The 22,981-nt window shown below is 50.6% G+C and carries 23 protein-coding genes; 8 read left to right on the forward strand and 15 right to left on the reverse strand.

The genetic code is table 11. The features are described 5' to 3' along the window. The first annotated feature begins 240 nt into the window (after positions 1 to 240). The 5 genes from anmK to pdxY all read left to right on the forward strand — a co-directional run bounded on the left by anmK (position 241) and on the right by pdxY (position 4,817). Positions 241 to 1,362, forward strand: coding sequence for an anhydro-N-acetylmuramic acid kinase (anmK, locus tag FEK46_RS03545; RefSeq protein ID WP_131161932.1), 1,122 nt, complete (start codon positions 241 to 243; stop codon positions 1,360 to 1,362). Positions 1,363 to 1,447: 85 nt separating this feature from the next. After that, positions 1,448 to 1,777, forward strand: a complete 330-nt coding sequence (gene mliC / locus FEK46_RS03550) for a C-type lysozyme inhibitor (protein WP_130208174.1) — start codon at positions 1,448 to 1,450, stop codon at positions 1,775 to 1,777. 58 nt (positions 1,778 to 1,835) lie between these two features. Next, positions 1,836 to 2,492 carry a pyridoxamine 5'-phosphate oxidase gene (gene pdxH, locus FEK46_RS03555; RefSeq protein WP_064530026.1) on the forward strand — a complete coding sequence of 219 codons (657 nt, stop codon included), beginning with the start codon at positions 1,836 to 1,838 and terminating at the stop codon, positions 2,490 to 2,492. A gap of 128 nt (positions 2,493 to 2,620) precedes the next feature. Beyond that, positions 2,621 to 3,895, forward strand: a complete 1,275-nt coding sequence (gene tyrS, locus FEK46_RS03560; protein ID WP_053264059.1) for a tyrosine--tRNA ligase — start codon at positions 2,621 to 2,623, stop codon at positions 3,893 to 3,895. Positions 3,896 to 3,956: 61 nt separating this feature from the next. Next, positions 3,957 to 4,817 carry a pyridoxal kinase PdxY gene (pdxY, locus tag FEK46_RS03565; RefSeq protein WP_130208172.1) on the forward strand — a complete coding sequence of 287 codons (861 nt, stop codon included), beginning with the start codon at positions 3,957 to 3,959 and terminating at the stop codon, positions 4,815 to 4,817. Positions 4,818 to 4,860: 43 nt separating this feature from the next. Here the strand turns inward: pdxY and gstA are convergent, their stop codons facing one another. The 12 genes from gstA to blr form a co-directional block, all read right to left on the reverse strand. After that, positions 4,861 to 5,466, reverse strand: a complete 606-nt coding sequence (gstA, locus tag FEK46_RS03570) for a glutathione transferase GstA (protein ID WP_135493918.1) — start codon at positions 5,464 to 5,466, stop codon at positions 4,861 to 4,863. Between the two features lie 105 nt (positions 5,467 to 5,571). Further along, a complete protein-coding gene (dtpA, locus tag FEK46_RS03575; protein ID WP_064530078.1) occupies positions 5,572 to 7,074 on the reverse strand; it encodes a dipeptide/tripeptide permease DtpA in 1,503 nt (500 codons plus the stop codon). 609 nt (positions 7,075 to 7,683) lie between these two features. Next, positions 7,684 to 8,319: an endonuclease III gene (gene nth / locus FEK46_RS03580; protein ID WP_135559543.1), complete on the reverse strand. Its 636-nt coding sequence runs from the start codon at positions 8,317 to 8,319 to the stop codon at positions 7,684 to 7,686. Beyond that, positions 8,319 to 9,014: an electron transport complex subunit RsxE gene (rsxE, locus tag FEK46_RS03585; protein ID WP_064530022.1), complete on the reverse strand. Its 696-nt coding sequence runs from the start codon at positions 9,012 to 9,014 to the stop codon at positions 8,319 to 8,321. The genes nth and rsxE overlap by 1 nt, the downstream gene beginning before the upstream one ends. A 3-nt stretch (positions 9,015 to 9,017) precedes the next feature. Then, positions 9,018 to 9,638: an electron transport complex subunit RsxG gene (gene rsxG, locus FEK46_RS03590; RefSeq protein ID WP_130208166.1), complete on the reverse strand. Its 621-nt coding sequence runs from the start codon at positions 9,636 to 9,638 to the stop codon at positions 9,018 to 9,020. A gap of 3 nt (positions 9,639 to 9,641) precedes the next feature. Beyond that, positions 9,642 to 10,700 (reverse strand): electron transport complex subunit RsxD, encoded by a 1,059-nt coding sequence (gene rsxD, locus FEK46_RS03595; RefSeq protein WP_135559544.1) that lies wholly within the window; start codon positions 10,698 to 10,700, stop codon positions 9,642 to 9,644. Further along, complete coding sequence (rsxC, locus tag FEK46_RS03600; RefSeq protein ID WP_138194646.1) at positions 10,701 to 13,115, reverse strand: electron transport complex subunit RsxC; 2,415 nt, start codon at positions 13,113 to 13,115, stop codon at positions 10,701 to 10,703. It lies immediately after the preceding gene. Then, positions 13,108 to 13,686, reverse strand: a complete 579-nt coding sequence (rsxB, locus tag FEK46_RS03605; RefSeq protein WP_130209361.1) for an electron transport complex subunit RsxB — start codon at positions 13,684 to 13,686, stop codon at positions 13,108 to 13,110. The genes rsxC and rsxB overlap by 8 nt, the downstream gene beginning before the upstream one ends. Then, the gene (gene rsxA / locus FEK46_RS03610; protein ID WP_000133193.1) at positions 13,686 to 14,267 is read right to left on the reverse strand and encodes an electron transport complex subunit RsxA; all 582 of its coding nucleotides are present in this window, start codon (positions 14,265 to 14,267) and stop codon (positions 13,686 to 13,688) included. The genes rsxB and rsxA overlap by 1 nt, the downstream gene beginning before the upstream one ends. 76 nt (positions 14,268 to 14,343) lie before the next feature. Beyond that, the gene (locus FEK46_RS03615; RefSeq protein ID WP_130209359.1) at positions 14,344 to 14,784 is read right to left on the reverse strand and encodes a DUF2569 domain-containing protein; all 441 of its coding nucleotides are present in this window, start codon (positions 14,782 to 14,784) and stop codon (positions 14,344 to 14,346) included. Positions 14,785 to 14,870: 86 nt separating this feature from the next. Next, positions 14,871 to 15,086: a transcription modulator YdgT gene (gene ydgT, locus FEK46_RS03620; RefSeq protein WP_064530017.1), complete on the reverse strand. Its 216-nt coding sequence runs from the start codon at positions 15,084 to 15,086 to the stop codon at positions 14,871 to 14,873. A gap of 272 nt (positions 15,087 to 15,358) precedes the next feature. Continuing rightward, positions 15,359 to 15,484, reverse strand: coding sequence for a division septum protein Blr (gene blr / locus FEK46_RS03625; RefSeq protein WP_032147885.1), 126 nt, complete (start codon positions 15,482 to 15,484; stop codon positions 15,359 to 15,361). Between the two features lie 242 nt (positions 15,485 to 15,726). On the opposite strand from blr, the gene FEK46_RS03630 reads away from it, so the two are divergent. Beyond that, positions 15,727 to 16,767, forward strand: coding sequence for an oxidoreductase (locus FEK46_RS03630; protein WP_135559546.1), 1,041 nt, complete (start codon positions 15,727 to 15,729; stop codon positions 16,765 to 16,767). A gap of 35 nt (positions 16,768 to 16,802) precedes the next feature. Here the strand turns inward: FEK46_RS03630 and add are convergent, their stop codons facing one another. From add to malX, 3 genes are all read right to left on the reverse strand, one after another. Next, positions 16,803 to 17,804: an adenosine deaminase gene (gene add / locus FEK46_RS03635; RefSeq protein ID WP_130209355.1), complete on the reverse strand. Its 1,002-nt coding sequence runs from the start codon at positions 17,802 to 17,804 to the stop codon at positions 16,803 to 16,805. Between the two features lie 103 nt (positions 17,805 to 17,907). Then, complete coding sequence (malY, locus tag FEK46_RS03640; RefSeq protein ID WP_135406739.1) at positions 17,908 to 19,080, reverse strand: bifunctional maltose regulon transcriptional repressor/cystathionine beta-lyase MalY; 1,173 nt, start codon at positions 19,078 to 19,080, stop codon at positions 17,908 to 17,910. 9 nt (positions 19,081 to 19,089) lie between these two features. Then, on the reverse strand, positions 19,090 to 20,682 hold the full coding sequence (malX, locus tag FEK46_RS03645) for a PTS maltose transporter subunit IICB (protein WP_135559547.1): 1,593 nt from the start codon (positions 20,680 to 20,682) through the stop codon (positions 19,090 to 19,092). A 174-nt stretch (positions 20,683 to 20,856) separates the two neighbouring features. On the opposite strand from malX, the gene malI reads away from it, so the two are divergent. Together malI and hdhA are read left to right on the forward strand one after the other, a co-directional pair. Then, positions 20,857 to 21,885, forward strand: coding sequence for a mal regulon transcriptional regulator MalI (malI, locus tag FEK46_RS03650; protein WP_135559548.1), 1,029 nt, complete (start codon positions 20,857 to 20,859; stop codon positions 21,883 to 21,885). A 111-nt stretch (positions 21,886 to 21,996) separates the two neighbouring features. Next, the gene (gene hdhA, locus FEK46_RS03655) at positions 21,997 to 22,764 is read left to right on the forward strand and encodes a 7-alpha-hydroxysteroid dehydrogenase (RefSeq protein WP_130260595.1); all 768 of its coding nucleotides are present in this window, start codon (positions 21,997 to 21,999) and stop codon (positions 22,762 to 22,764) included. Positions 22,765 to 22,981: the final 217 nt, after the last annotated feature.

A 22,981-nucleotide genomic window follows, 5' to 3' on the forward strand; every position in this document is an offset into this window, starting at 1 on the left:
AAGCATCCCTAATGGTCAAAGTAAACCGCATTAGTATAACCATGATTACATGTTCCACTAAAACATGATTAAATCATAATTAGAGTAGGGTTAACCAAGTATAAACAAAACATTCATATTAGTTATTGATGTGAATATAATCTTTTACTACCAACGATAAAAATCGGCTCTTATGCATGGAATTCGCGAAAGGTTTGTGTTTGAGTGGAACGCAAACATCAGGTTGAAAAAGGATGAACTATGAAATCAGGCCGCTTTATTGGTGTTATGTCAGGTACTAGCCTGGATGGTGTCGATGTTGTGTTAGCGACGATCGATGAACACCGGGTGGCGCAGCTGGCGAGTTTGAGCTGGCCGATTCCCCCATCACTCAAACAGGCGGTGCTGGATATTTGCCAGGGGCAACAGCTTACGCTCTCCCAGTTTGGTCAACTGGATACCCGACTTGGCTGCTTGTTTGCGGATGCCGTTAATGCACTATTAAAAGCAGAAAATTTACAGCCGAAAGATATCGTAGCTATCGGTTGTCATGGCCAGACCGTCTGGCACGAACCCACGGGCGTTGCGCCACATACGCTACAGATTGGTGATAACAATCAAATTGTTGCGCGGACTGGAATTACCGTCGTCGGGGATTTTCGCCGTCGCGATATCGCCTTAGGTGGCCAGGGCGCACCGCTGGTACCTGCTTTTCATCAGGCATTGCTGGCCCATCCAACTGAGCGGCGAATGGTGCTTAATATTGGTGGTATTGCCAATCTGTCACTACTCATACCAGGGATGCCGGTAGGTGGCTACGATACCGGACCGGGCAACATGCTAATGGACGCATGGATCTGGCGTCAGGTCGGTAAACCTTACGATAAAGACGCTGAGTGGGCGCGGGCGGGTAAGGTTATTCTGCCGCTGCTGCAAAAAATGCTTAGCGATCCCTATTTTTCCCAGCCAGCACCCAAAAGCACCGGGCGCGAATACTTTAACTATGCCTGGCTGGAGCGCCATCTACGCGATTTCCCTGGCCTGGATGCGCGAGATGTCCAGGCAACACTGGCGGAACTTACCGCCGTGACCATTTCTGAACAAGTCTTGTTGAGCGGTGGCTGCGATCGATTGATGGTATGTGGTGGCGGAAGTCGCAATCCGCTGCTCATGGCGAGGCTGGCTGCATTACTGCCCGGTACTGAAGTGACCTCCACCGATGCCGTTGGCATTAGCGGCGATGACATGGAAGCGTTAGCCTTCGCATGGCTTGCCTGGCGAACGCTGGCTGGGCTGCCCGGCAATCTACCTTCCGTTACCGGCGCAAGCGAGGAAACGGTATTGGGCGCTATTTTCCCTGCAAACCCGCGATATCAGAGTTAACTGAATTTTTCTTACTGCGTCTGCCGTTACACTTGGAAGTTGAGGAGGGCGTTTTTGCCCTCCGGACCAGGAAAGTCTTCGGGATATGTTTATGAAAAAACTGTTACTACTTTGTCTGCCGCTATTTCTTACCGGCTGTGGCGCGTTTAATCAACTGGTTGAGCGCATGCAAACTGATACGCTGGAATACCAGTGTGATGAAAAACCGTTGACGGTCAAACTGAATAATCCGCGTCAGGAAGTTAGTTTTGTTTACGATAATCAACTGCTGCACCTTAAACAGGGGATTTCAGCTTCTGGCGCACGTTATACCGACGGTATCTACGTTTTCTGGTCAAAAGGTGATGAGGCGACGGTCTATAAACGTGACCGCATCGTCTTGAATAACTGTCAGTTACAAAATCCGCAGCGTTGAGATTTTTCCAGGGGCGGCGCACAATAGCGTCACCCACTGACAATTTGTAAAGAAAACCATGGCTGATAACGACGAATTGCAGCAAATCGCGCATCTGCGCCGCGAATACACTAAAGGCGGTTTACGCCGCCGCGATCTTCCCGCCGATCCTTTAACCCTTTTTGAACGCTGGCTTTCTCAGGCCTGTGAAGCCAAACTGGCCGACCCTACTGCGATGGTCGTCGCTACCGTTGATGAACATGGCCAACCCTATCAGCGCATTGTTTTACTAAAACATTACGATGAAAAAGGGATGGTGTTTTACACCAACCTCGGCAGCCGTAAAGCACACCAAATCGAAAATAATCCGCGCGTTAGCCTGCTTTTCCCATGGCATACCCTGGAACGTCAGGTGATGGTTATCGGTAAAGCGGAACGTCTTTCGACTCTCGAAGTGATGAAATATTTTCATAGCCGCCCGCGTGATAGCCAGATTGGCGCGTGGGTATCGAAGCAGTCCAGCCGTATTTCTGCGCGTGGGATCCTTGAAAGCAAATTCCTGGAATTGAAGCAGAAGTTTCAGCAGGGCGAAGTGCCGTTGCCGAGCTTTTGGGGCGGTTTTCGCGTCAGCCTTGAACAGATTGAGTTCTGGCAGGGCGGTGAGCATCGGCTGCATGACCGCTTTTTGTACCAGCGTGAAAACGAGGCGTGGAAAATCGATCGCCTCGCACCCTGAAAAGATGCAAAAATCTTGCTTTAATCGCTGGTACTCCTGATTCCGGCACTTTATTCTATGTCTCTTTCGCATCTGGCGAAAAGTCGTGTACCGGCAAAGGTGCAGTCGTTATATACATGGAGATTTTGATGGCAAGCAGTAACTTGATTAAACAATTGCAAGAGCGGGGGCTGGTGGCCCAGGTGACGGACGAAGAAGCGTTAGCAGAGCGACTGGCGCAAGGCCCGATCGCGCTCTATTGCGGCTTCGATCCTACCGCTGACAGCTTGCATTTGGGGCATCTTGTTCCATTGTTATGCCTGAAACGCTTCCAGCAGGCGGGCCACAAGCCGGTTGCGCTGGTAGGCGGCGCCACGGGTCTGATTGGCGACCCGAGCTTCAAAGCTGCCGAGCGTAAGCTGAACACTGAAGAAACTGTTCAGGAGTGGGTGGACAAAATCCGCAAGCAGGTTGCCCCGTTCCTCGATTTCGACTGCGGAGAAAACTCTGCTATCGCAGCGAACAACTATGACTGGTTCGGCAATATGAATGTGCTGACCTTCCTGCGCGATATAGGCAAACACTTCTCCGTTAACCAGATGATCAACAAAGAAGCGGTTAAACAGCGTCTCAACCGTGAAGATCAGGGGATTTCGTTTACCGAGTTTTCCTACAACCTGTTGCAGGGCTATGACTTTGCCTGCCTGAACAAACAGTACGGTGTGGTGCTGCAAATCGGCGGTTCTGACCAGTGGGGTAACATCACCTCTGGTATCGATCTGACCCGTCGTCTGCATCAGAACCAGGTGTTTGGCCTGACCGTTCCTCTTATCACCAAAGCAGACGGTACTAAGTTCGGTAAAACTGAAGGTGGCGCAGTATGGCTGGATCCGAAGAAAACCAGTCCGTACAAGTTCTACCAGTTCTGGATCAATACTGCTGATGCTGACGTTTACCGCTTCCTGAAGTTCTTTACCTTTATGAGCATTGAAGAGATCAATGCCCTCGAAGAAGAAGACAAAAACAGCGGTAAAGCGCCACGCGCTCAGTATGTGCTTGCGGAGCAGGTGACGCGTCTGGTTCACGGTGAAGAAGGTTTGCAAGCTGCGAAACGTATTACCGAGTGCCTGTTCAGCGGTTCTCTGAGTGCGCTGAGTGAAGCGGACTTCGAACAACTGGCGCAGGACGGCGTACCGATGGTAGAGATGGAAAAAGGCGCTGATCTGATGCAGGCGTTGGTTGATTCTGAACTGCAACCTTCCCGTGGTCAGGCGCGTAAAACTATCGCCTCTAATGCCATCACCATTAATGGTGAAAAACAGTCCGATCCAGAATACTTCTTTAAAGAAGAAGATCGTCTGTTTGGTCGTTATACCTTACTTCGTCGCGGCAAAAAGAATTACTGTCTGATTTGCTGGAAATAATGCATTAAGTGGAAAGGGGGGGTGAGAAATCACTCCCCCTGATTTTTATACAGGGAACACGATGAAAAATATTCTCGCTATCCAGTCTCACGTTGTCTATGGTCATGCGGGTAACAGTGCGGCAGAGTTTCCAATGCGCCGCCTGGGCGCGAATGTCTGGCCGCTCAACACCGTTCAATTTTCTAATCACACCCAATACGGCAAATGGACCGGCTGTGTTATGCCGCCCAGCCATTTAACCGAAATTGTGCAAGGCATTGCTGCCATCGATAAGTTGCACACTTGTGATGCTGTATTAAGCGGCTATCTGGGGTCGGCCGAGCAGGGCGAGCATATCCTCGGTATTGTCCGTCAGGTGAAAGCGGCGAACCCGCAGGCGAAATATTTTTGCGATCCGGTAATGGGACACCCCGAAAAAGGCTGTATCGTTGCGCCAGGTGTGGCGGAGTTCCACGTGCGTCACGGTCTTCCTGCCAGCGATATCATCGCGCCAAATCTGGTTGAGCTGGAAATCCTCTGCGAGCATCCGGTACATAACGTCGAAGATGCGGTTAAAGCTGCGCGCGAACTTATTGCTCAGGGGCCTGAAATCGTACTGGTGAAACATCTGGCGCGTGCCGGTTACAGCACAGAACGTTTTGAAATGCTGCTGGTCACTGCCGATGAAGCATGGCATATCGACCGTCCTCTGGTAGATTTTGGCTCGCGTCAGCCAGTAGGCGTCGGTGATGTGACGAGCGGGTTACTGCTGGTGAAACTACTACAAGGCGCAACGTTGCAGCAGGCGCTGGAGCATGTGACCGCGGCGGTATACGAAATTATGGTAACCACCAAAGCAATGCAGGAATATGAGCTGCAAGTTGTAGCAGCCCAGGATCGTATTGCTAAACCAGAACACTACTTCAGTGCGACGAAGCTCTGAAAAGTGTCTTGTCGGCCCACAGTATCCTGCGGGCCGATAACCATTACTGCAAGCCTTCCGCAGTTAGCGCGGCTTTTACCGTCGGACGTTCAGCCATACGCTGCATATAGGCGGCAATATGATCTAAACCTTCCAGATTCAATTTCACCCCATATGCCCAGCGCAGTACAGTAAACAGATAGGCGTCAGCAATAGTAAAACGTTGCCCGCAAATCCAGTGATCCTCTTTCAGCGCATCGTTAACGTACTGCAGTTTTTTCTCCAGCTGTGCGCGTGCAGTCGGTTTGAACTCTTCCGGTGTAGCCGGGTGAAACAGCGGAGTAAAGCCTTTATGCAACTCAGTGGCGATATAGTTCAGCCATTCGATGGTTTTATAGCGAGAAATACTGTTTACCGGAGCCAGTAACTGGCGGTCGGGGACGCTGTCGGCAAGATACTGCATAATGGCCACGCCTTCCGTGAGCAGAGTGCCATCGTCCAGCAGCAGAGCAGGAACCTGCCCTTTAGGATTAATCGCAAAGTAATCATCGCCGTTTTCCAGACGTTTTTTCATTAAATCCACACTGGTGAGCGTAAAGTCCTTTCCGCTCTCACGCAGGATGATATGGGAAGCAAGAGAGCAGGCGCCCGGTTTGTAGAACAGTTTCATCGGTAACTCCTTTTGGCTGTGGTTTAAAGTATGGTAGTGCGTTGCTGAACAAAAAAAAAGCCGCTAACGAAAAGTTAGCGGCTTGTAAAAGAGTTTCCCTGAAATTTACGCTACGGCAGCTTTCGCCGCTTTATCAGCAGCATCGTCCTGAGTCATACGATGCAGTTTCGGCGCGGTCAGCAGCATCAGCACTGCAATAACAGCAGTAGCAACACCAATCTGTAAGAATACGCGGCCATATACTTCCAGCGACATCAGCGGATCGGTTACGTTATCCGGTACAGCCATCATACCCGCAACATAACCACCAATCAGGTTTGCACCGGCAGTGGTCAGGAACCAGCTACCCATAATAAAGCCCATCAGACGCTGTGGAACGAGCTGCGCAACCATTGCCAGACCCAGACCGGAGATCATCAGTTCACCGATACTCTGCAGGCCATAGCTTGCGACCAGCCAGCTTACAGACACGATACCGGCGTCAGAGGCGAATTTCGCGCCCAGTGGCAGGATCAGGAACGCGCCAGAACACATCACCATACCGATAGCAAACTTAGTCGGCATCGGCAGGGTATCGCCCATCTTGTTATAGATAGCGGCGAGAATCGGGCTACCAATGATGATCCAGAACGGGTTCAGTGCCTGATACTGTTCAGGTTCTACTGCCAGGCCCAGAATGGTGTGCTCAACGTTACGGATTGCAAAGAAGTTCAGAGACGTCGGCATCTGGCTGTACAGCACGAAGAAGATGATTGCTTCAAGCATCAGGATGAAAGCAACGATCATTTTACGACGTGCAGCACCTTTCATTGCAAAGGCTTCTTTACCGAAGATAACCACGATACCGAAGGCAACAACGCCCAGCGCCATACGCGCAACGTCCTGGTTGTGCAGCAGCCAGGTGGCAATAGCAATCAGCGCGACAACACCAATAATGGTTAACAGCAGATTGCGGTAGTTGATCGGCTCGAAGTCAGGTTTTGAACCGTACTGCTTAACCCAGCGTTGGCAAAAGGCGAAGTTAACGATGGTGATCAACAGACCAACTACGCTAAGGGCGAATGCGACGCTCCAGCCATACTTGGCTGCTAACCACGGCGTTGCAATCATAGAGAAGAATGAACCGATGTTGACGGACATGTAGTACATGGTGAATGCACCGTCCAGACGTGGATCGTTTTTCTCGTAGCAAGTTGACAGCAGTGAAGACGGGTTGGCTTTAAACAGGCCGTTACCGACCGCAATTGCCGCCATACCCATATAGACGATACCGGCATCGTGACCAGACCAGGCAACCAGCGCATAGCCAATAGCCAGCACAATAGCACCAAGCATAATGACGCGTTTTGTACCCAGTACTTTATCGCCTAACCAACCACCAATAGCGACAAGACCATAAACCAGGGCGCTAAAGGAAGAGAAAAGTGTGATTGAATCCGCTTCGGACATACCCAGTTGTTTAACCAGGTAAACAGCCATAATTCCTTGTAGGCCGTAATAACCAAAGCGTTCCCATAACTCGATCGAGAAGATGAGATAGAACGCCTTCGGTTGTTTGAAAGCGTTCAAACTAACGCTTTCTGTTGGTTTTTGGTTTGCAGTGGACACTTTTACCTCTTTTTTTACATCCCATATTAACGGGGGTGCTTTCTCGCGTGATGTCTAATAAACATACGCGCAATTGTTATAGTGGGAGGGGAAACGGCAGGTAATGTTCACTATCTTGCACTTTCAGACAAGTCCTTTGTAATAATCTGTTACATATAACTGGCATGGAGAAATCATCGGCCCATTGAAATGTTATCCAGCGTTAAATTTTTCAAAAAACGCAACGGCAGATTTTTTCACTACCAGAAGAGGGGGAATACTGATATTTGGCGATATGTTCTACTGTAAGGTGTTTTATGTAGTGAGATAGTCCATTATCTGAAAAATAGACAGTGTAATGTTTTGTAGGTTTATGCCCTGGTTGAATCAATGCCTTGTCAAATTTAACTTAAATAGAGCAAAATTTTTACATAATGACATCAATGTGATTTTGATCACGAATAGATAGAAAATTTCGCTATTAAAAAAACAATTAACCTGCATTTTTGGTTATTCACAAACGGATTGCCTGACAATGATGCCGCGAGGCGGCATCATTGACGTTAACAAGATGTTTTATAAGAGGATGAGAAATAGTTATCAATGGGATAACGATGTTACCCCTTTTCGTCAGATGCCAACTTTCTCTTTGTATTCACAAAGATCTTCAATAATGCAGGAGCCACAGCGAGGCTTGCGGGCAATACAGGTGTAACGCCCGTGGAGGATTAACCAGTGGTGGCAATCGACTTTGAATTCTGCCGGAACCACTTTGAGTAGTTTTTCTTCAACCTGTTCGACATTTTTCCCCGGTGCAAATTGGGTGCGATTACAGACGCGGAAAATGTGCGTATCTACAGCAATGGTCGGCCAACCGAAAGCAGTATTCAATACCACGTTTGCTGTTTTACGCCCTACACCGGGCAGGGCTTCCAGCGCAGCGCGATCTTCCGGAACTTCGCCATTATGCTGTTCGAGCAAAATACGGCAGGTTTTGATGATATTTTCTGCTTTGCTGTTATATAGCCCAATGGTTTTGATATACGTTTTAACCCCATCAACGCCCAGTTCGAGCATTGCGGCAGGTGTATTGGCCACCGGGTAAAGCTTTGCCGTCGCCTTATTGACGCTGACATCGGTCGCCTGAGCGGAAAGCAGTACAGCAATCAGCAATTCAAAAGGCGAACTGAAATTAAGTTCGGTTGTAGGATGAGGGTTGTTCTCACGCAGGCGAGTGAGGATCTCCAGTCGTTTTGCTTTGTTCATCAGACATTCCCTGTTTCACCGTTTGGCAACTCGCGTGTAGCAGCTGCTTCAGCACGGCGCTTTTTCATTCTTTCATCAATCAGATATTTTCCCGCCAGCATCAGCCCCAGACCAATGAATGCGCCTGGCGGTAACATTGCTAACAGGAAGGGAGAATCGGTATGGAAGATCTCTACCCGCAGTACTTTGGCCCAGCTACCTAACAGCGCATCGGCACCGTCAAACAATGTTCCGTTGCCGATGATTTCGCGTAGTGAACCCAGTACGAACATGGCGCAGGTTGCGCCCATGCCTATCGAAAAACCATCAAGTGCGGAGAGCGCCGGACCTTTTTTTGCGGCGAAAGCTTCCGCACGGCCAACAACGATACAGTTAGTGACAATCAGAGGAATAAAAATCCCTAACGATTGATACAGGCCAAAGGCGTATGCGTTAATCAGCATTTGTACGGCGCTGACCACCGAGGCGATGATCATCACGTAAATCGGGATTCGGATTTCGGCTGGCGTCCAGTGACGCAGCGTCGAGATGGTCAGGTTGGTGAGAGTCAACACCAGCGTTGTCGCAAGCCCTAAACCCAGTGCGTTGGTGGCAGTGGAAGTGACCGCCAGCAGCGGACAGAGGCCAAGTAACTGGACCAGTGCGGAGTTGTTCTTCCATAACCCCTGAACAATAACGTCTTTAATTTCGCTCACGGTTTATTCTCCACAGGCAGGAAGCTGAGAAAGTTGTGCTGGCAACGTTTGGGCAAACAATCCGGCGCGTTTTACCGCATTCACCACCGCGCGAGGCGTAATGGTCGCTCCGGTGAACTGGTCGAAATCACCACCATCTTTCTTCACTGCCCAGTGAGCGTCATCCGCGCCGCTGATATTTTTACCCGCGAAATGGGTGATCCAGTCAGAAAGGCGCAGTTCGATTTTGTCGCCAAGTCCCGGCGTTTCGTGATGTTCTGTCACGCGGGTGCCAAGTACCGTGCCGTTAAAATCGGCCCCAACCAACAACTGAATCGCACCAGAATAACCATCTGGTGCGGTTGCCTCCAGAACGGCAGCTACTGGTTTATCATCCTTTTTCGCGATGTAAATCCGATGCTCGCCTTTTCCTAACGCAGACGCAGTTACTATATAGCAACTTTGGGCCAGCTCGTTGTTATAGCGATCGGCTGGTAACACCTGATCAAATAACGCTTTTTGTTGCAGGCTAGCCTGTTCAGCAATCGTGGCTTTGGTCATCTGGTTGATGGCAGCCGTTAAACCTGTTGAACCAGCGGCGAACAGCGCCAGCGTAATACCGTGTTTTCGGATAGTCTTCAGCATGGTTTATCCTTTGCGATGGCCGTATACGCGTGGACGCGTGTAGTAATCGATCAGAGGAACCGTGATGTTTGCCAGCAGGACAGCAAAGGCAACGCCGTCAGGATAGCCGCCGAAACTGCGGATCAGCCAGACTAATAATCCCGCCAGCGCACCGAAAATCAGACGACCACGATTGGTGGTAGACGCGGTGACTGGATCGGTCAGAATAAAGAATGCACCGAGCATGGTCGCGCCAGACAGCAGATGAATCTGCGGTGAAACTAGTGTTTCCGGAGAGAACAACCAACCCAGCGTTGCGCACAGGGCCAGTGTCACTAAGAAACTGACGGGAATATGCCAACGAATCGCTTTCTGCCATAGCAGCCACACGCCACCAACCAGCCATGCGAGGTTTACCCATTGCCAGCCAGCGCCCGCGAGAACACCGCTGTAAATTGGATACTGCATAATCTGTTCAACCGAATGACCGGCGCGTACAGATGTTTTGAATGTATCCAGCGGTGTCGCCTGGCTAATGCCATCGATACCTAAGCGAAGTGTGTTCATATCACCACCACTGGCGGTATGACCGCTGAAGATAATCTGTACAGCATCAATGAATCCAGGGACGTTGACCGCAATCTCATGCGGCGGCAACCAGCTGGTCATCTGTACCGGGAAGGAGATCAGTAATACCACATAACCAATCATTGCCGGGTTAAACGGATTTTGCCCCAGACCGCCATACAGCTGTTTAGCGATAATTACGGCAAACACAGTGCCGAGTACCACCATCCACCACGGCGCAAGAGGCGGAATACTTACCGCCAGTAATAAGCCCGTTAGCAATGCTGAGTTATCTTTTAAGGTTGCCGTTACAGATTGCTTGCGCAGTTTGAGTACGAGGGCTTCGGCTAAGAGTGCACTGACCGAGGCCAACAGGAGTTGAACGAGAGTACCCCAGCCAAAAAACCACAGTTGCGCAGCGATACCAGGGACGGTTGCGACTAGTACCAGCAGCATTATGCGCGATGTCTGGCGCTGGTTATGGGTATAAGGGGAGCTAGCTATTCTGAATACCATTTAGTCCTCGTTTACAACCTTTTGCTGAGCGGCTTTTTTTGCCTGAACCCGGGCGATAGCGGCGGCAACTGCAGCTTTGCGGGGATCAACCTGTTCTTCCTGCTCTCCGTTGGCCTGCTGCTGTTCCAGCTTGCGCGCTTTAGCGCGGGCGATAGCGGCGGCAACTGCAGCTTTGCGGGGATCAACCTGTTCTTCCTGCTCTCCGTTGGCCTGCTGCTGTTCCAGCTTGCGCGCTTTAGCGCGGGCGATAGCAGCTTCAACGGCAGCTTTACGCGGATCAACCTGTTCCTGCGGTTCTTCGTTAGCAGGCTGCTGTTCCAGCTTGCGCGATTTAGCGCGGGCGATAGCAGCTTCAACGGCAGCCTTGCGCGGATCAACCTGTTCCTGCGGTTCTTCGTTAGCAGGCTGCTGTTCCAGCTTGCGCGCTTTGGCGCGGGCGATAGCGGCTTCAACGGCAGCTTTACGCGGATCAACCTGTTCCTTCGGTTCTTCGTTAGCAGGCTGCTGTTCCAGCTTGCGCGCTTTGGCACGGGCAATAGCGGCTTCAACGGCGGCTTTACGCGGATCAACCTGTTCCTGCGGTTCTTCGTTAGCAGGCTGTTGCTCCTGCTTGCGAGCTTTAGCACGGGCGATAGCCGCTTCGACGGCAGCTTTACGCGGGTCAACCTGTTCCTGCGGCTCTTCGTTAGCAGGCTGTTGCTCCTGCTTGTGTGCTTTGGCGCGAGCAATTGCGGCTTCCACTGCCGCTTTCCGCGGATCGGCAACGGTTGCGGCTTCGTTAGTCTGTTGCAATTCAGCCTGTTTCGCTCTGGCTTGCGCTTTACGCGCTTCCCGTGCCGCAATAATCGCGCTGTTATCCGGGCGTTCGCCCGCTTTAATCACAATAGGCTGTGTGGCCTGGGCCTGTTTTTCTTTTACGCGTGCCAGTGCGGCAGCAATCGCATCTTTGTCTTTGGCCGCAGGTTGAACCGCCGCGTTCTTGTGTCGTTCAAGACGTGCGGCTTTTTCACGTTCCAGACGTGCCTGACGAGCTTCAAAGCGTGCTTTTGCTTCGGCTGCGCGTTTTTCTTCCTGACGAATGGCGGCAATCTCGGCTTTTTCCTGACGGAAATATTGCACAAGAGGGATATTGCTTGGGCAAACCCACGCACAGGCCCCGCATTCAATACAATCGGCAATGTTATGTGTAGTGGCTTTATCGTGCTGCTGGCCTTTGCTGAACCAGTACAACTGTTGCGGCAGGAGATCTGCAGGGCAGGCATCAGCACAGGCGCTACAACGGATGCAGCTTTGTTCTTCCTGTGGTTCGCCAAGTTCATTGGCAGACGGTGCCAGTAAACAGTTGGTGATTTTTACGACCGGAACATCCAGCCACGGCAAGGTAAAGCCCATTAGCGGGCCGCCCATAATCACCATTTGATCGGCAGAAGGGCAGAATCCTGCATCGTTCAATAAATGACGAACCGGCGTACCCAGTCGTGCCCAGACGTTGCCGGGGCGTGCAATTGCTTCGCCAGTCAGCGTCACGACACGCTCGGTAATCGGCTCGCCATCAATAACGGCTCGTTTCACTGCGTAAGCCGTGCCGACGTTTTGCATTAACACGCCGATATCTGATGAACGACCGCCGTGTGGAACCTGCTTTCCGGTCAGGATGTAGGTTAACTGTTTGGCGCCGCCAGAGGGATATTTGGTCGGAATAACTCGCAGAGAAATATCGTGAGAATCCGCCAACACTGCACGCAGCATGGAAATTGCCTGCGGTTTGTTATCTTCAATTCCGATCAGAATTTCGCGTGGCTGTAGAATATGCCCGAGAATGCGAATACCTTCTACGACCTGGGCGGCGCAATCCTGCATCAAACGGTCATCGGCGGTAATATACGGCTCGCATTCTGCGGCATTAATGATCAACGTTTCGATTTTATCGCCGCCGCCCTGCAATTTAACGCCAGTAGGGAAGCCAGCACCACCCAGTCCGGCGACGCCAAATTGATGAATGCGTTCGATTAATTCTTCCCGAGTGCGTGAGCGGTAATCGGTCCAACCGTCACGTGGGATCCAGCAATCTTCCCCATCGGCGTCAATAATCACGCTTAATTCAGCCAATGCCGATGGATGGGCAGTAGAGTGGGGCGCAACAGCCGTAACGGTGCCAGACGTTGGTGCGTGAACCGGTAGCATTTTGCCGCGTCCACGGGTGAGTGGCTGTCCGCGCAGTACCTTATCACCAACGTTAACGCACAGCTCGCCTTCAGCACCAATATGCTGTTTCAGTGGAATAACAAATCGCTGCGCCAGTGGAACCTGGCGTAGGGGAGTACCGTTGGACTGAGTTTTCATCTCCGGTGGATGAATACCGCCATCGAAGTCCCAGATTTTATTTTTTTTGAAAGCAGAGAATAACTTAAGCATGGTGTTCCACGGGAATGATGCGCACGGGAATGGTGTTCAGATCCCATTTCCAGCTGTCTGGCGTTTCTGCAACCGGTTGTAAGGAGATGCAATGCGTTGGGCATGGGTCTACACACAGATTACAACCTGTGCACAGATCGCTCATGACGGTATGCATTGCTCGGGTAGCGCCGACAATGGCGTCCACCGGACACGCCTGAATACACTTAGTGCAGCCAATACAGTTATTTTCATCGATAACCGCTACCATACGCGCAGGCGTCAACTCCTGCGCTTCGCCATCCAGCGGCTGTGGTTCGACGTTGAGCAACTCGGCAATTTTCAGCATTACAGCTTCGCCACCAGGGGCGCAGCGGTTGATTTTTTCACCGTTGCAACTGATAGCCTCCGCATACGGCCGGCAGCCAGGATAACCGCATTGACCACACTGGCTCTGCGGTAAAATTTCGTCAATTTTCTCAACGACCGGATCGTCTTCCACCGCAAAACGGCGGGAGGCATAACCCAGAATGGCGCCAAACGCCAGGCCCAGCAGGCTGATGGCGGCAACGGCAATCCAGATAGCATTCATTACAACTTCACCAAACCACTAAAGCCCATAAAGGCCAGAGACATAAGACCTGCGGTAATCAGCGCAATGGCATTACCACGAAAAGGTGCCGGGACATCAGCCACAGCCAGGCGCTCGCGGATGGCTGCGAAAAGCACCATCACCAACGAGAAGCCGACAGCTGCTGAAAAACCGTACAGCGCCGACTGCAAGAAATTATGCCCGAGATTAATATTCAGCAACGCGACACCAAGCACCGCACAGTTGGTGGTAATAAGCGGCAGAAAAATCCCCAGCAGACGATAAAGCACCGGGCTGGTTTTACGCACCACCATCTCGGTGAACTGCACCACTACAGCGATCACTAAAATAAACGCTAACGTGCGCAGGTAAATCAGGTTGAGTGGAATCAAGATCCACGTGTCGATAAGCCAGGCGCAGATTGACGCCAGCGTCATCACAAATGTTGTTGCCAGCCCCATCCCCATTGCAGTTTCCAGCTTTTTGGAAACGCCCATAAACGGACAGAGGCCCAGAAACTTAACCAGTACAAAGTTATTGACCAGTACAGTTCCGACAAACAGTAACAGGTAGTCAGTCATTTTTCGGCCTGAAATAAAAAAGCCGCCTATTATCCGTTAATCCAGAGCAGGCGACAACAGGTTAACTGTAAGGTTATTACGGATTCACAAACGTCGCTTTGACCCGCAACGAGCGTTTGAAATAGGGGACTATCAATGCGGTTGCCAGTAAAGTGAACAACAATTGGCGCACGGCTACGCCATCTGCAACTGGCGAAAAAGCGAAGGTTTTAACAGCCAGTAATACGGAGATCAGTAGCCAGATAATATAGTGTTTAGGAACACAACGCCGACGTTTAAAGAAAGCGATGGTCAACCACAAAGTGTAATACCACATGGCGATGGCGGTAATAAAAGAAACGCCCCATAAGATTTGCGTTGTCAGTGCTTGTTCGCCGATCGTTTTATATGTTTGAGGAGAAGATAACGCTGCGGTATACAGTAACAGCGTCAGCGTCGTACTCAATAGAGCGACTAACAGCCAGGCCAAAGGGCCAAGCAACCAGCCTCCAATACGTTGTGGCGTTGTGGTGGTCATAGGTTCTCCAGAATAGCGACAGCAAACAGGCAAATCTAATTTTAGGGACGTTATTATAAGGTTTTTATTATCAATCGCTACTTTCTTTATTGGACATAATGCCAGACGGACTTCGGCACCTGGCCCAGGTCAAACAAACGCCCGCCAGACACCAGCTCTGCGCGGCGGTGATCGGCGGCGCGATACATGTTGATAAGGTCCTGATCGTCCGTCAGTGTGTAATTAAGATGATCGTAGAGTTTTTCCAGGCTTTCGAGTGAACTGATTTTGCGAAATTTTAATAAGTAGTCCTGAACAGTCATAAAAGGCCCATAAAATAATTAATACCAAAGTGGTAGGTATTATATGTAATGATAAAACTTCACCAAAAGTGAACGCTTATGTAATAACAATAATAAGAATGTGCTGATGGTAAATATTCAGGGATGAAATACTGTCCTGAAAAGAGTAACGCGCTTTACTATCCCTGCCAATCGCCGACAACACACCACAAGATAATAAATTCCTGGTTTAATACCCGACAAGTTAAAACATGCATCCGGACGGGCTGCATGCTGTTCTGCAAGTGCAGGTATTACTTATGTTGTACTGGTGTACTCTGTTCTGGCGGCTGGTAGTTGTCAATGTGACTCGCCACGCCAAGGAGAATGACAGAAACGACAAGAACGATCCAACCTGTTAATTCAATAAGACGATTCATTACTGCCCACATCTATGTTGAGTGATCCATTAACTTCAGGGGGTAAATGTTACTTAGCAATAATTGCCCCAGCAAGATTTTTGCTGAGGTTTTTGCGATATTTAGCTTTTATCATTAGAAAATTCGCCATTTCTTTGACTTAAGTTAAATAACATCCCTTATTTCGGGCTGGTTATTAAACTGTTGAGAGAGGGTAAAGGATAGTGTCAAATAGCGATCGTACTTCTCTGAGAGGCAATGACATGAGCGACAACATCCGTGTTGGGTTGATTGGGTATGGTTATGCGAGCAAAACCTTCCATGCGCCCCTGATTGCGGGCACGCCCGGACTAGAACTGGCAGTAATTTCCAGCAGTGACGAAACAAAAGTAAAAGCCGACTGGCCAACAGTGACGGTTGTCTCTGAACCAAAGCATCTTTTTAATGATCCCAACATAGACTTGATTGTCATTCCCACACCAAATGATACCCATTTCCCGTTAGCCAAAGCGGCGCTTGAAGCGGGTAAACATGTGGTCGTCGACAAGCCTTTTACCGTGACACTGTCACAAGCTCGAGAACTGGATGCGTTGGCAAAAAGTCTGGGTCGCGTATTGTCGGTGTTTCATAATCGTCGCTGGGATAGCGATTTTTTGACACTAAAAGGTTTGCTCGCGGAAGGCTCGCTGGGTGAAGTTGCGTACTTTGAGTCTCATTTTGACCGCTTTCGGCCGCAGGTGCGCGATCGCTGGCGTGAACAGGGCGGCCCTGGCAGCGGTATCTGGTACGATTTGGCACCGCATTTGCTCGATCAAGCTATTACGCTTTTTGGCTTACCCGTCAGTATGACGGTGGATTTAACACAGTTGCGCCCAGGGGCGCAGTCGACTGATTATTTCCACGCCATTTTGTCCTACCCACAGCGGCGGGTCATTTTACACGGCACCATGTTGGCGGCAGCTGAGTCAGCACGTTATATCGTGCATGGCTCCCGTGGCAGCTATGTTAAATACGGCCTCGATCCGCAGGAAGAGCGGTTGAAAAATGGTGAGCGTCTGCCGCAGGAAGACTGGGGCTACGATATGCGTGACGGTGTACTAACCCGTGTTGAAGGCGAGGAACGTGTTGAAGAAACGCTGTTGACCGTGCCGGGGAATTATCCGGCTTACTATGCTGCCATTCGTGATGCGTTGAATGGCGACGGTGAAAACCCGGTGCCAGCAAGTCAGGCCATTCAGGTAATGGAGTTGATTGAGCTGGGCATCGAGTCCGCCAAACATCGCTCGACTTTGTGCCTTGCTTGAAAAGGGGATGGTGCAATTAGCACCATCCATTTTTGTTACTTCGCTGCGACTGTTTCTCGCAGTGCGCGTTTTTCCTCTGCGCTGAGGAAAGCCATTTCCAGACCATTAATCTGCGCCTGGCGGATTTGCTCGCGAGATAAACCTGCAGCGGGCGCGGCAACGGTATATTCGTGAATGATATCGACGCCCTGAACACCCGGGTCGTCGGTGTTAATACTGGCGCAGATACCATGCTCAAGGAACGTTTTCAGCGGATGTGCCGCCAGAGATGCCACGGTACTGGTCTGAATATTGGAGGTCAGGCAGGATTCTATGCCAATTTGTTGCTCGGCGAGGAAATCCATCAGCGCCCGATCTTCAATGGCTTTTACGCCATGCCCAATGCGTTCAGCTCCCAGCTCACGAATGGCTTGCCAGATACTTTCTGCCCCGGCAGCTTCGCCTGCATGGACGGTAATATGCCAGCCTGCATCACGCGCGTGGTTGAAGTGAGAGAGGAACAAACTCCCCGGAAAACCAAGTTCATCACCGGCTAAATCCAGTGCGGTAATCTGATCACGGTGGGCTAAAAATGCCTCCAGCTCTTGCTGGCAGGCAGCTTCGCCAAAGGTCCGGCTCATAATGCCGATAAGTTTCGCCTGCACACCAAAGGTGCGGCAACCGTCACGTACGCCGTCAATAACGGCTTCGACAACGCCCGCAACAGGCAACTGATGCGTCATTGCCATATAACCTGGCGAAAAACGCAGTTCGACATAGTGCAGGCCGTTTCGGGCAGCATCTTCAATATTTTCAAACGCCACGCGACGGCATGCGTCGAGCGAGGCGAGAACTTTAACGCCCCAGTCAAGCTTAGTCAGAAAACTCACCAGATCGGGTTCGTTGGCAATGACCTGAACGTGTGGAATTAGCGTTTCCAGGGATTGTGCAGGTAGCGAGATATTATACTGGCGGCCAAGTTCAAGGATGGTCTGGGGACGAATGTTGCCATCAAGGTGGCGATGGATATCAGTTAATGGCAGGGTGGTATCAATCATGGTCGCACTCTTTTTCTGGATATAAAAGTGCGCACCATTATAAAAACAAAGCAGGGTAAAAATCTACGATTGCGCAACGATTATTTGCGTTGCGCAATCGCAATTAGCGTACAGCTCGGATGGCGTTAATTAATCCAGCGACACCTTTTTCCAGTTTAGAACGTGGGCATCCGGCATTGAGCCGAACAAAGCCACGGCCTTCTTCACCGTAGGTATATCCCGGCATGATTGCCACTTTTTCTTGTTCAATCAGGACTTTTTGCAACGCGTTGTCATCAATGTTCAACGGACGTAAATCAAGCCATGCGAGATAAGTGGATTGGGGAATCTGCCAGTTGAGTTCAGGGAACGCGGCGTTCATCGTCTCTGCGATATACGTCAGGTTATCTTTCAGATAAACGCGTAAGGCATCTAGCCATGGCGCGCCTTGCTGATAGGCGGCGATATGGGCGGTTAACGCCAGTACCGCAGGGGAGGAAAGCCCATCACGGCTTTTCAGGGCCGATAAATACGCTTCACGGCTGTCGTTATTTTCAATAATCCCGTAAGCCCCGGTCAGAGCCGGAATATTGAAACTTTTCGAACCAGAAGTCAGTAGCGCCCAGTCGCCGCGAGCTACATTGCTCCAGGGAATATGCGGTTGCTCACCCCATACCATATCCATATGGATTTCATCGGAGATAACGCGCACACCATAGCGTTCGCACAGGTCAGCCATTGTTTCCAGTTCATCGCAAGTCCAGACTTTACCGGTAGGATTCTGAGGGCTACACAGGAGCATAATTTTACACTCCGGTTTCGCCAACACGGCTTCCAGTTTACCCATATCGCAAAACCAACCATCAACCCGCTTCTCTAAAGCAACGGGCATCACGGTGCGCTGATTACCTTCAATGGCTTTGTAAAATGCGTCGTAGGCCGGGGTATGGATCACCACACCTTCACCGACAGCGGACCACTGACGAATCAGCTCCGACACCATATAGATAACGGAAGGGCCATATACCACCGACTGCGTATCAATGGCGGTGTAATGCTGTGTGGAAAACCAGTGGGCGATAGCCGCGAGAAATTCATCGTTTTTCCAGCGACTGTAGCCAAACACGCCGTGCATCAGGCGCTGGTTCAGCGCCTCGATAATGCAGGGAGCGGTGGCAAAATCCATGTCTGAAATCGTGAACGGTAACAGGTCAGCAGTGCCGAAACGGTCAGCGACATAATCCCACTGTGTGCACCATGTGCCATGACGATCCACGACCTTCGAAAAATCGAACATATCTTATCCTTATGCCTGAACAGTACGCATCAGACCGGCCATTTCATCTTTGACTGACTGAACTTGCGGCCCGATAACAACCTGCAGGTTATGTTGATTAAGTTGTACTACGCCAATTGCCCGATTGTCCTTCAGTGCCTGCACATTAACAAGGGACATATCTTTCACTGACAAACGCAGACGAGTAATGCAGTTATCGAGGCTGACAATATTGTCGGCACCGCCTAAGGCTTCGAGGATTGCCGGAACGTTGTAACCTGATTTACCTGGCGTACCGGCAACGGCTTTTTCGATTGAGCTGGCAATTTCGCTATCGCGGCCAGGGGTTTTCAAATTGAAGCGGGTGATAGCGAAACGGAAGATGACGTAGTAAACAACAAACCAGATTGCCGCCACCACTGGCACCATGTACCACTTGGTTGACAGTCCATGCAGAATACCGAACACCACAAAGTCGATGATATTGCCGTCGGTATTACCGATGGTGACACCGAGCACGGACATGACGGTGAAGCCGAGGCCGGTTAACAGCGCGTGGATGACATACAGAACTGGCGCTACGAACAGGAACAGGAATTCCAGCGGTTCGGTAGTGCCGCCAACGACACAGGCGATCAGGCCAGAAATCAGCAGACCTTTAATTTTATGGCGATTTTCCGGGCGCGCACAGTGATACATAGCTAACGCTGCACCTGGCAGACCGCCGAGGAATGCAGGCATTTTGCCCTGCGAGAGGAAACGCGTGGCGCTTTCAGAGAAACCGTGAGTGGTCGGGCAACTCAATTGCGCCTGGAAGATGGTTAGTGCGCCGCTGACGGTTTGACCGCAGACTTCCTGCGTGCCGCCTGCGTCGGTAAAGCGAATTAATGCCACCAGAATGTGATGCAGACCAAATGGTAACAGCAGACGCTCACCCGTACCAAACAGCATAGGTCCGAAATCACCCGCGCTGTTAATCATATGGCCTAATCCACTAATGCCCATGGCGAAGATCGGCCAGACCAATGGAATCACCAGACCGACAAGGCCCATCACCAGCGAGGAGATGATTGGCACGAAGCGCGTACCGCCGAAAAACGCCAACGCATCCGGGAGGCGGATATTATGGAAACGCTCATGCAGCATCCAGACGATAATACCGGCGATAACTGCACCGAGGATCCCGGTGTCGATCGACTGGATCCCAAGAATGCTTTGAATGTTATTGGCTTTCAGCACGGCAACATCGGCGGTCGGTAGAATGCCTTTATTGGTCAACCAGAAGTTCACTGCCAGGTTCATCACTGCGTAACCAACAAAACCAGCGAACGCCGCGACGCCTTTGTTTTCGCGCGCCAGACCCAGCGGGATGGCGATACAGAACATCACTGGCAGGAAACTAAACGCGAACGAACCAACCTTACTCATCCAGGTAAAGATGGCCTGCAACACAGGGTTACCCAATGCCGGGATCAGTGTGATGACATCGTGGCTACTAAGGGAACTGCCAATCCCCAACATAATGCCGCAGAACGACAGTAATGCGACAGGCAACATAAAGGTTTTGCCTAGCTGCTGGAAGAATTCCCACAGTGTGACTTTTGGTGCTGCTTTCGCCGTCATAAAACGACTCCTCGTAGAGAACAATCTGGATTCAGTAAATTGCGCGAGAAGATAAAACGTTTTATCAAATTTTAGTGAGGCATAAATCACATTACGCAACGATAATAGCGGGTATAAGATAAATAAAAGGTAAAACGTTTTATCTGTCACAAAATCAGGGAGTAGGTCATCTGCATGGCTACCGCCAAAAAAATCACCATTCATGATGTTGCGCTGGCTGCGGGCGTGTCGGTCAGTACCGTTTCGCTGGTGCTTAGTGGCAAAGGGCGAATCTCTACCGCCACAGGAGAACGTGTTAACGCCGCCATTGAAGAACTGGGGTTTGTGCGCAATCGCCAGGCGTCGGCACTACGCGGCGGGCAGAGTGGTGTGGTTGGCTTAATTGTGCGTGACTTGTCTGCGCCGTTTTACGCTGAATTAACAGCCGGGCTGACGGAGGCACTGGAAGCGCAGGGGCGAATGGTTTTTTTGCTCCACGGAGGTAAAGACGGTGAGCAACTGACCCAGCGCTTTTTACTGCTACTGAACCAGGGCGTCGATGGCGTCGTCATTGCCGGTGCGGCGGGGAGCAGTGATGACCTGCGGCGCATGGCAGAAGAAAAAGGTATCCCGGTTATTTTCGCTTCCCGAGCCAGTTATCTTGATGATGTTGATACTGTTCGCCCGGATAACATGCAGGCAGCGCAGTTATTGACGGAGCATCTCATTCGCAATGGACACCAGCGTATTGCCTGGCTGGGAGGGCAAAGTTCCTCTTTAACCCGTGCGGAACGAGTGGGTGGCTATTGCGCGACACTATTAAAATTCAGCCTGCCGTTTCACAGTGATTGGGTACTGGAGTGTGCCTCGAGTCAGAAGCAAGCTGCGGAAGCCATTACGGCGCTTTTGCGTCATAACCCGACCATCAGCGCCGTGGTTTGTTACAACGAAACCATTGCAATGGGGGCATGGTTTGGCTTGCTGAAAGCAGGACGACAAAGTGGCGAAAGTGGCGTCGATCGTTACTTTGAACAACAGGTTTCACTGGCGGCATTTACCGATGCGACGCCAACTGCACTTGATGATATACCCGTTACCTGGGCCAGCACGCCTGCGCGGGAACTTGGTACGACACTTGCGGATCGCATGATGCAAAAAATCACCCATGAAGAGACGCATTCACGTAATCTTATTATTCCCGCCCGGCTCATTGCGGCGAAATAATCCTCTCTTTATCTGCTATACCTGGTAGTGTCCTTTCCTCAAGGTTAATGATAAAAAATGTGGCACACAGGCGGTGCCTTTTATTTTTACTGAAGTTCACAGGAGGTTTATGTGTTTAATTCTGACAACCTGAGACTCGACGGAAAATGCGCCATCATTACAGGTGCGGGTGCAGGTATTGGTAAAGAAATCGCCATTACGTTCGCGACAGCTGGCGCATCTGTAGTGGTCAGTGATATTAACACCGATGCAGCTAATCATGTTGTAGATGAAATTCAACAGTTGGGTGGGCAGGCATTTGCCTGGCGCTGTGATATTACTTCCGAACAGGAGTTATCTGCTCTGGCAGGCTTTGCCATCAGTAAGCTGGGCAAAGTTGATATTCTGGTTAACAATGCTGGTGGTGGTGGTCCTAAACCGTTTGATATGCCAATGGCGGATTTCCGCCGCGCTTATGAACTGAATGTGTTTTCTTTTTTCCGTCTGTCACAACTCATTGCGCCTGAAATGGAAAAAAATGGCGGAGGCGTTATTTTGACCATCACATCTATGGCAGCAGAAAATAAAAATAAAAACATGACCTCCTATGCGTCATCTAAAGCGGCGGCCAGCCATCTGGTCAGGAATATGGCGTTTGACCTGGGTGAAAAAAATATTCGGGTGAATGGCATAGCGCCTGGGGCAATATTAACTGATGCCCTGAAATCCGTTATTACACCAGAAATTGAACAGAAAATGTTGCAGCACACGCCAATCAGGCGTCTGGGCCAACCGCAAGATATTGCCAACGCGGCGCTATTCCTCTGTTCACCAGCTGCCAGCTGGATAAGCGGGCAAATACTCACCGTCTCCGGCGGTGGGGTACAGGAACTTAATTAATATGCTAACAGGTCGGTAAACAACCGAGTGAGTGTTGTTTACCGACACCGCTTGTCGAGTAGGGAAAAGCCTCCACCAGACAACTGGTAGCCAAATTCCGCCTGCTGGTTGACCAATTATCGTGCAAATAGTAAACGAAACGGGTATTCCTTCGCACAATTCAACTGCAATGATAGGCGCTCACCGGACAACGCGGTAAACTAGTTATTCATGCTAA

Source organism: Escherichia sp. E4736 (assembly GCF_005781225.1).
In the GTDB taxonomy this organism is placed as follows: domain Bacteria; phylum Pseudomonadota; class Gammaproteobacteria; order Enterobacterales; family Enterobacteriaceae; genus Escherichia.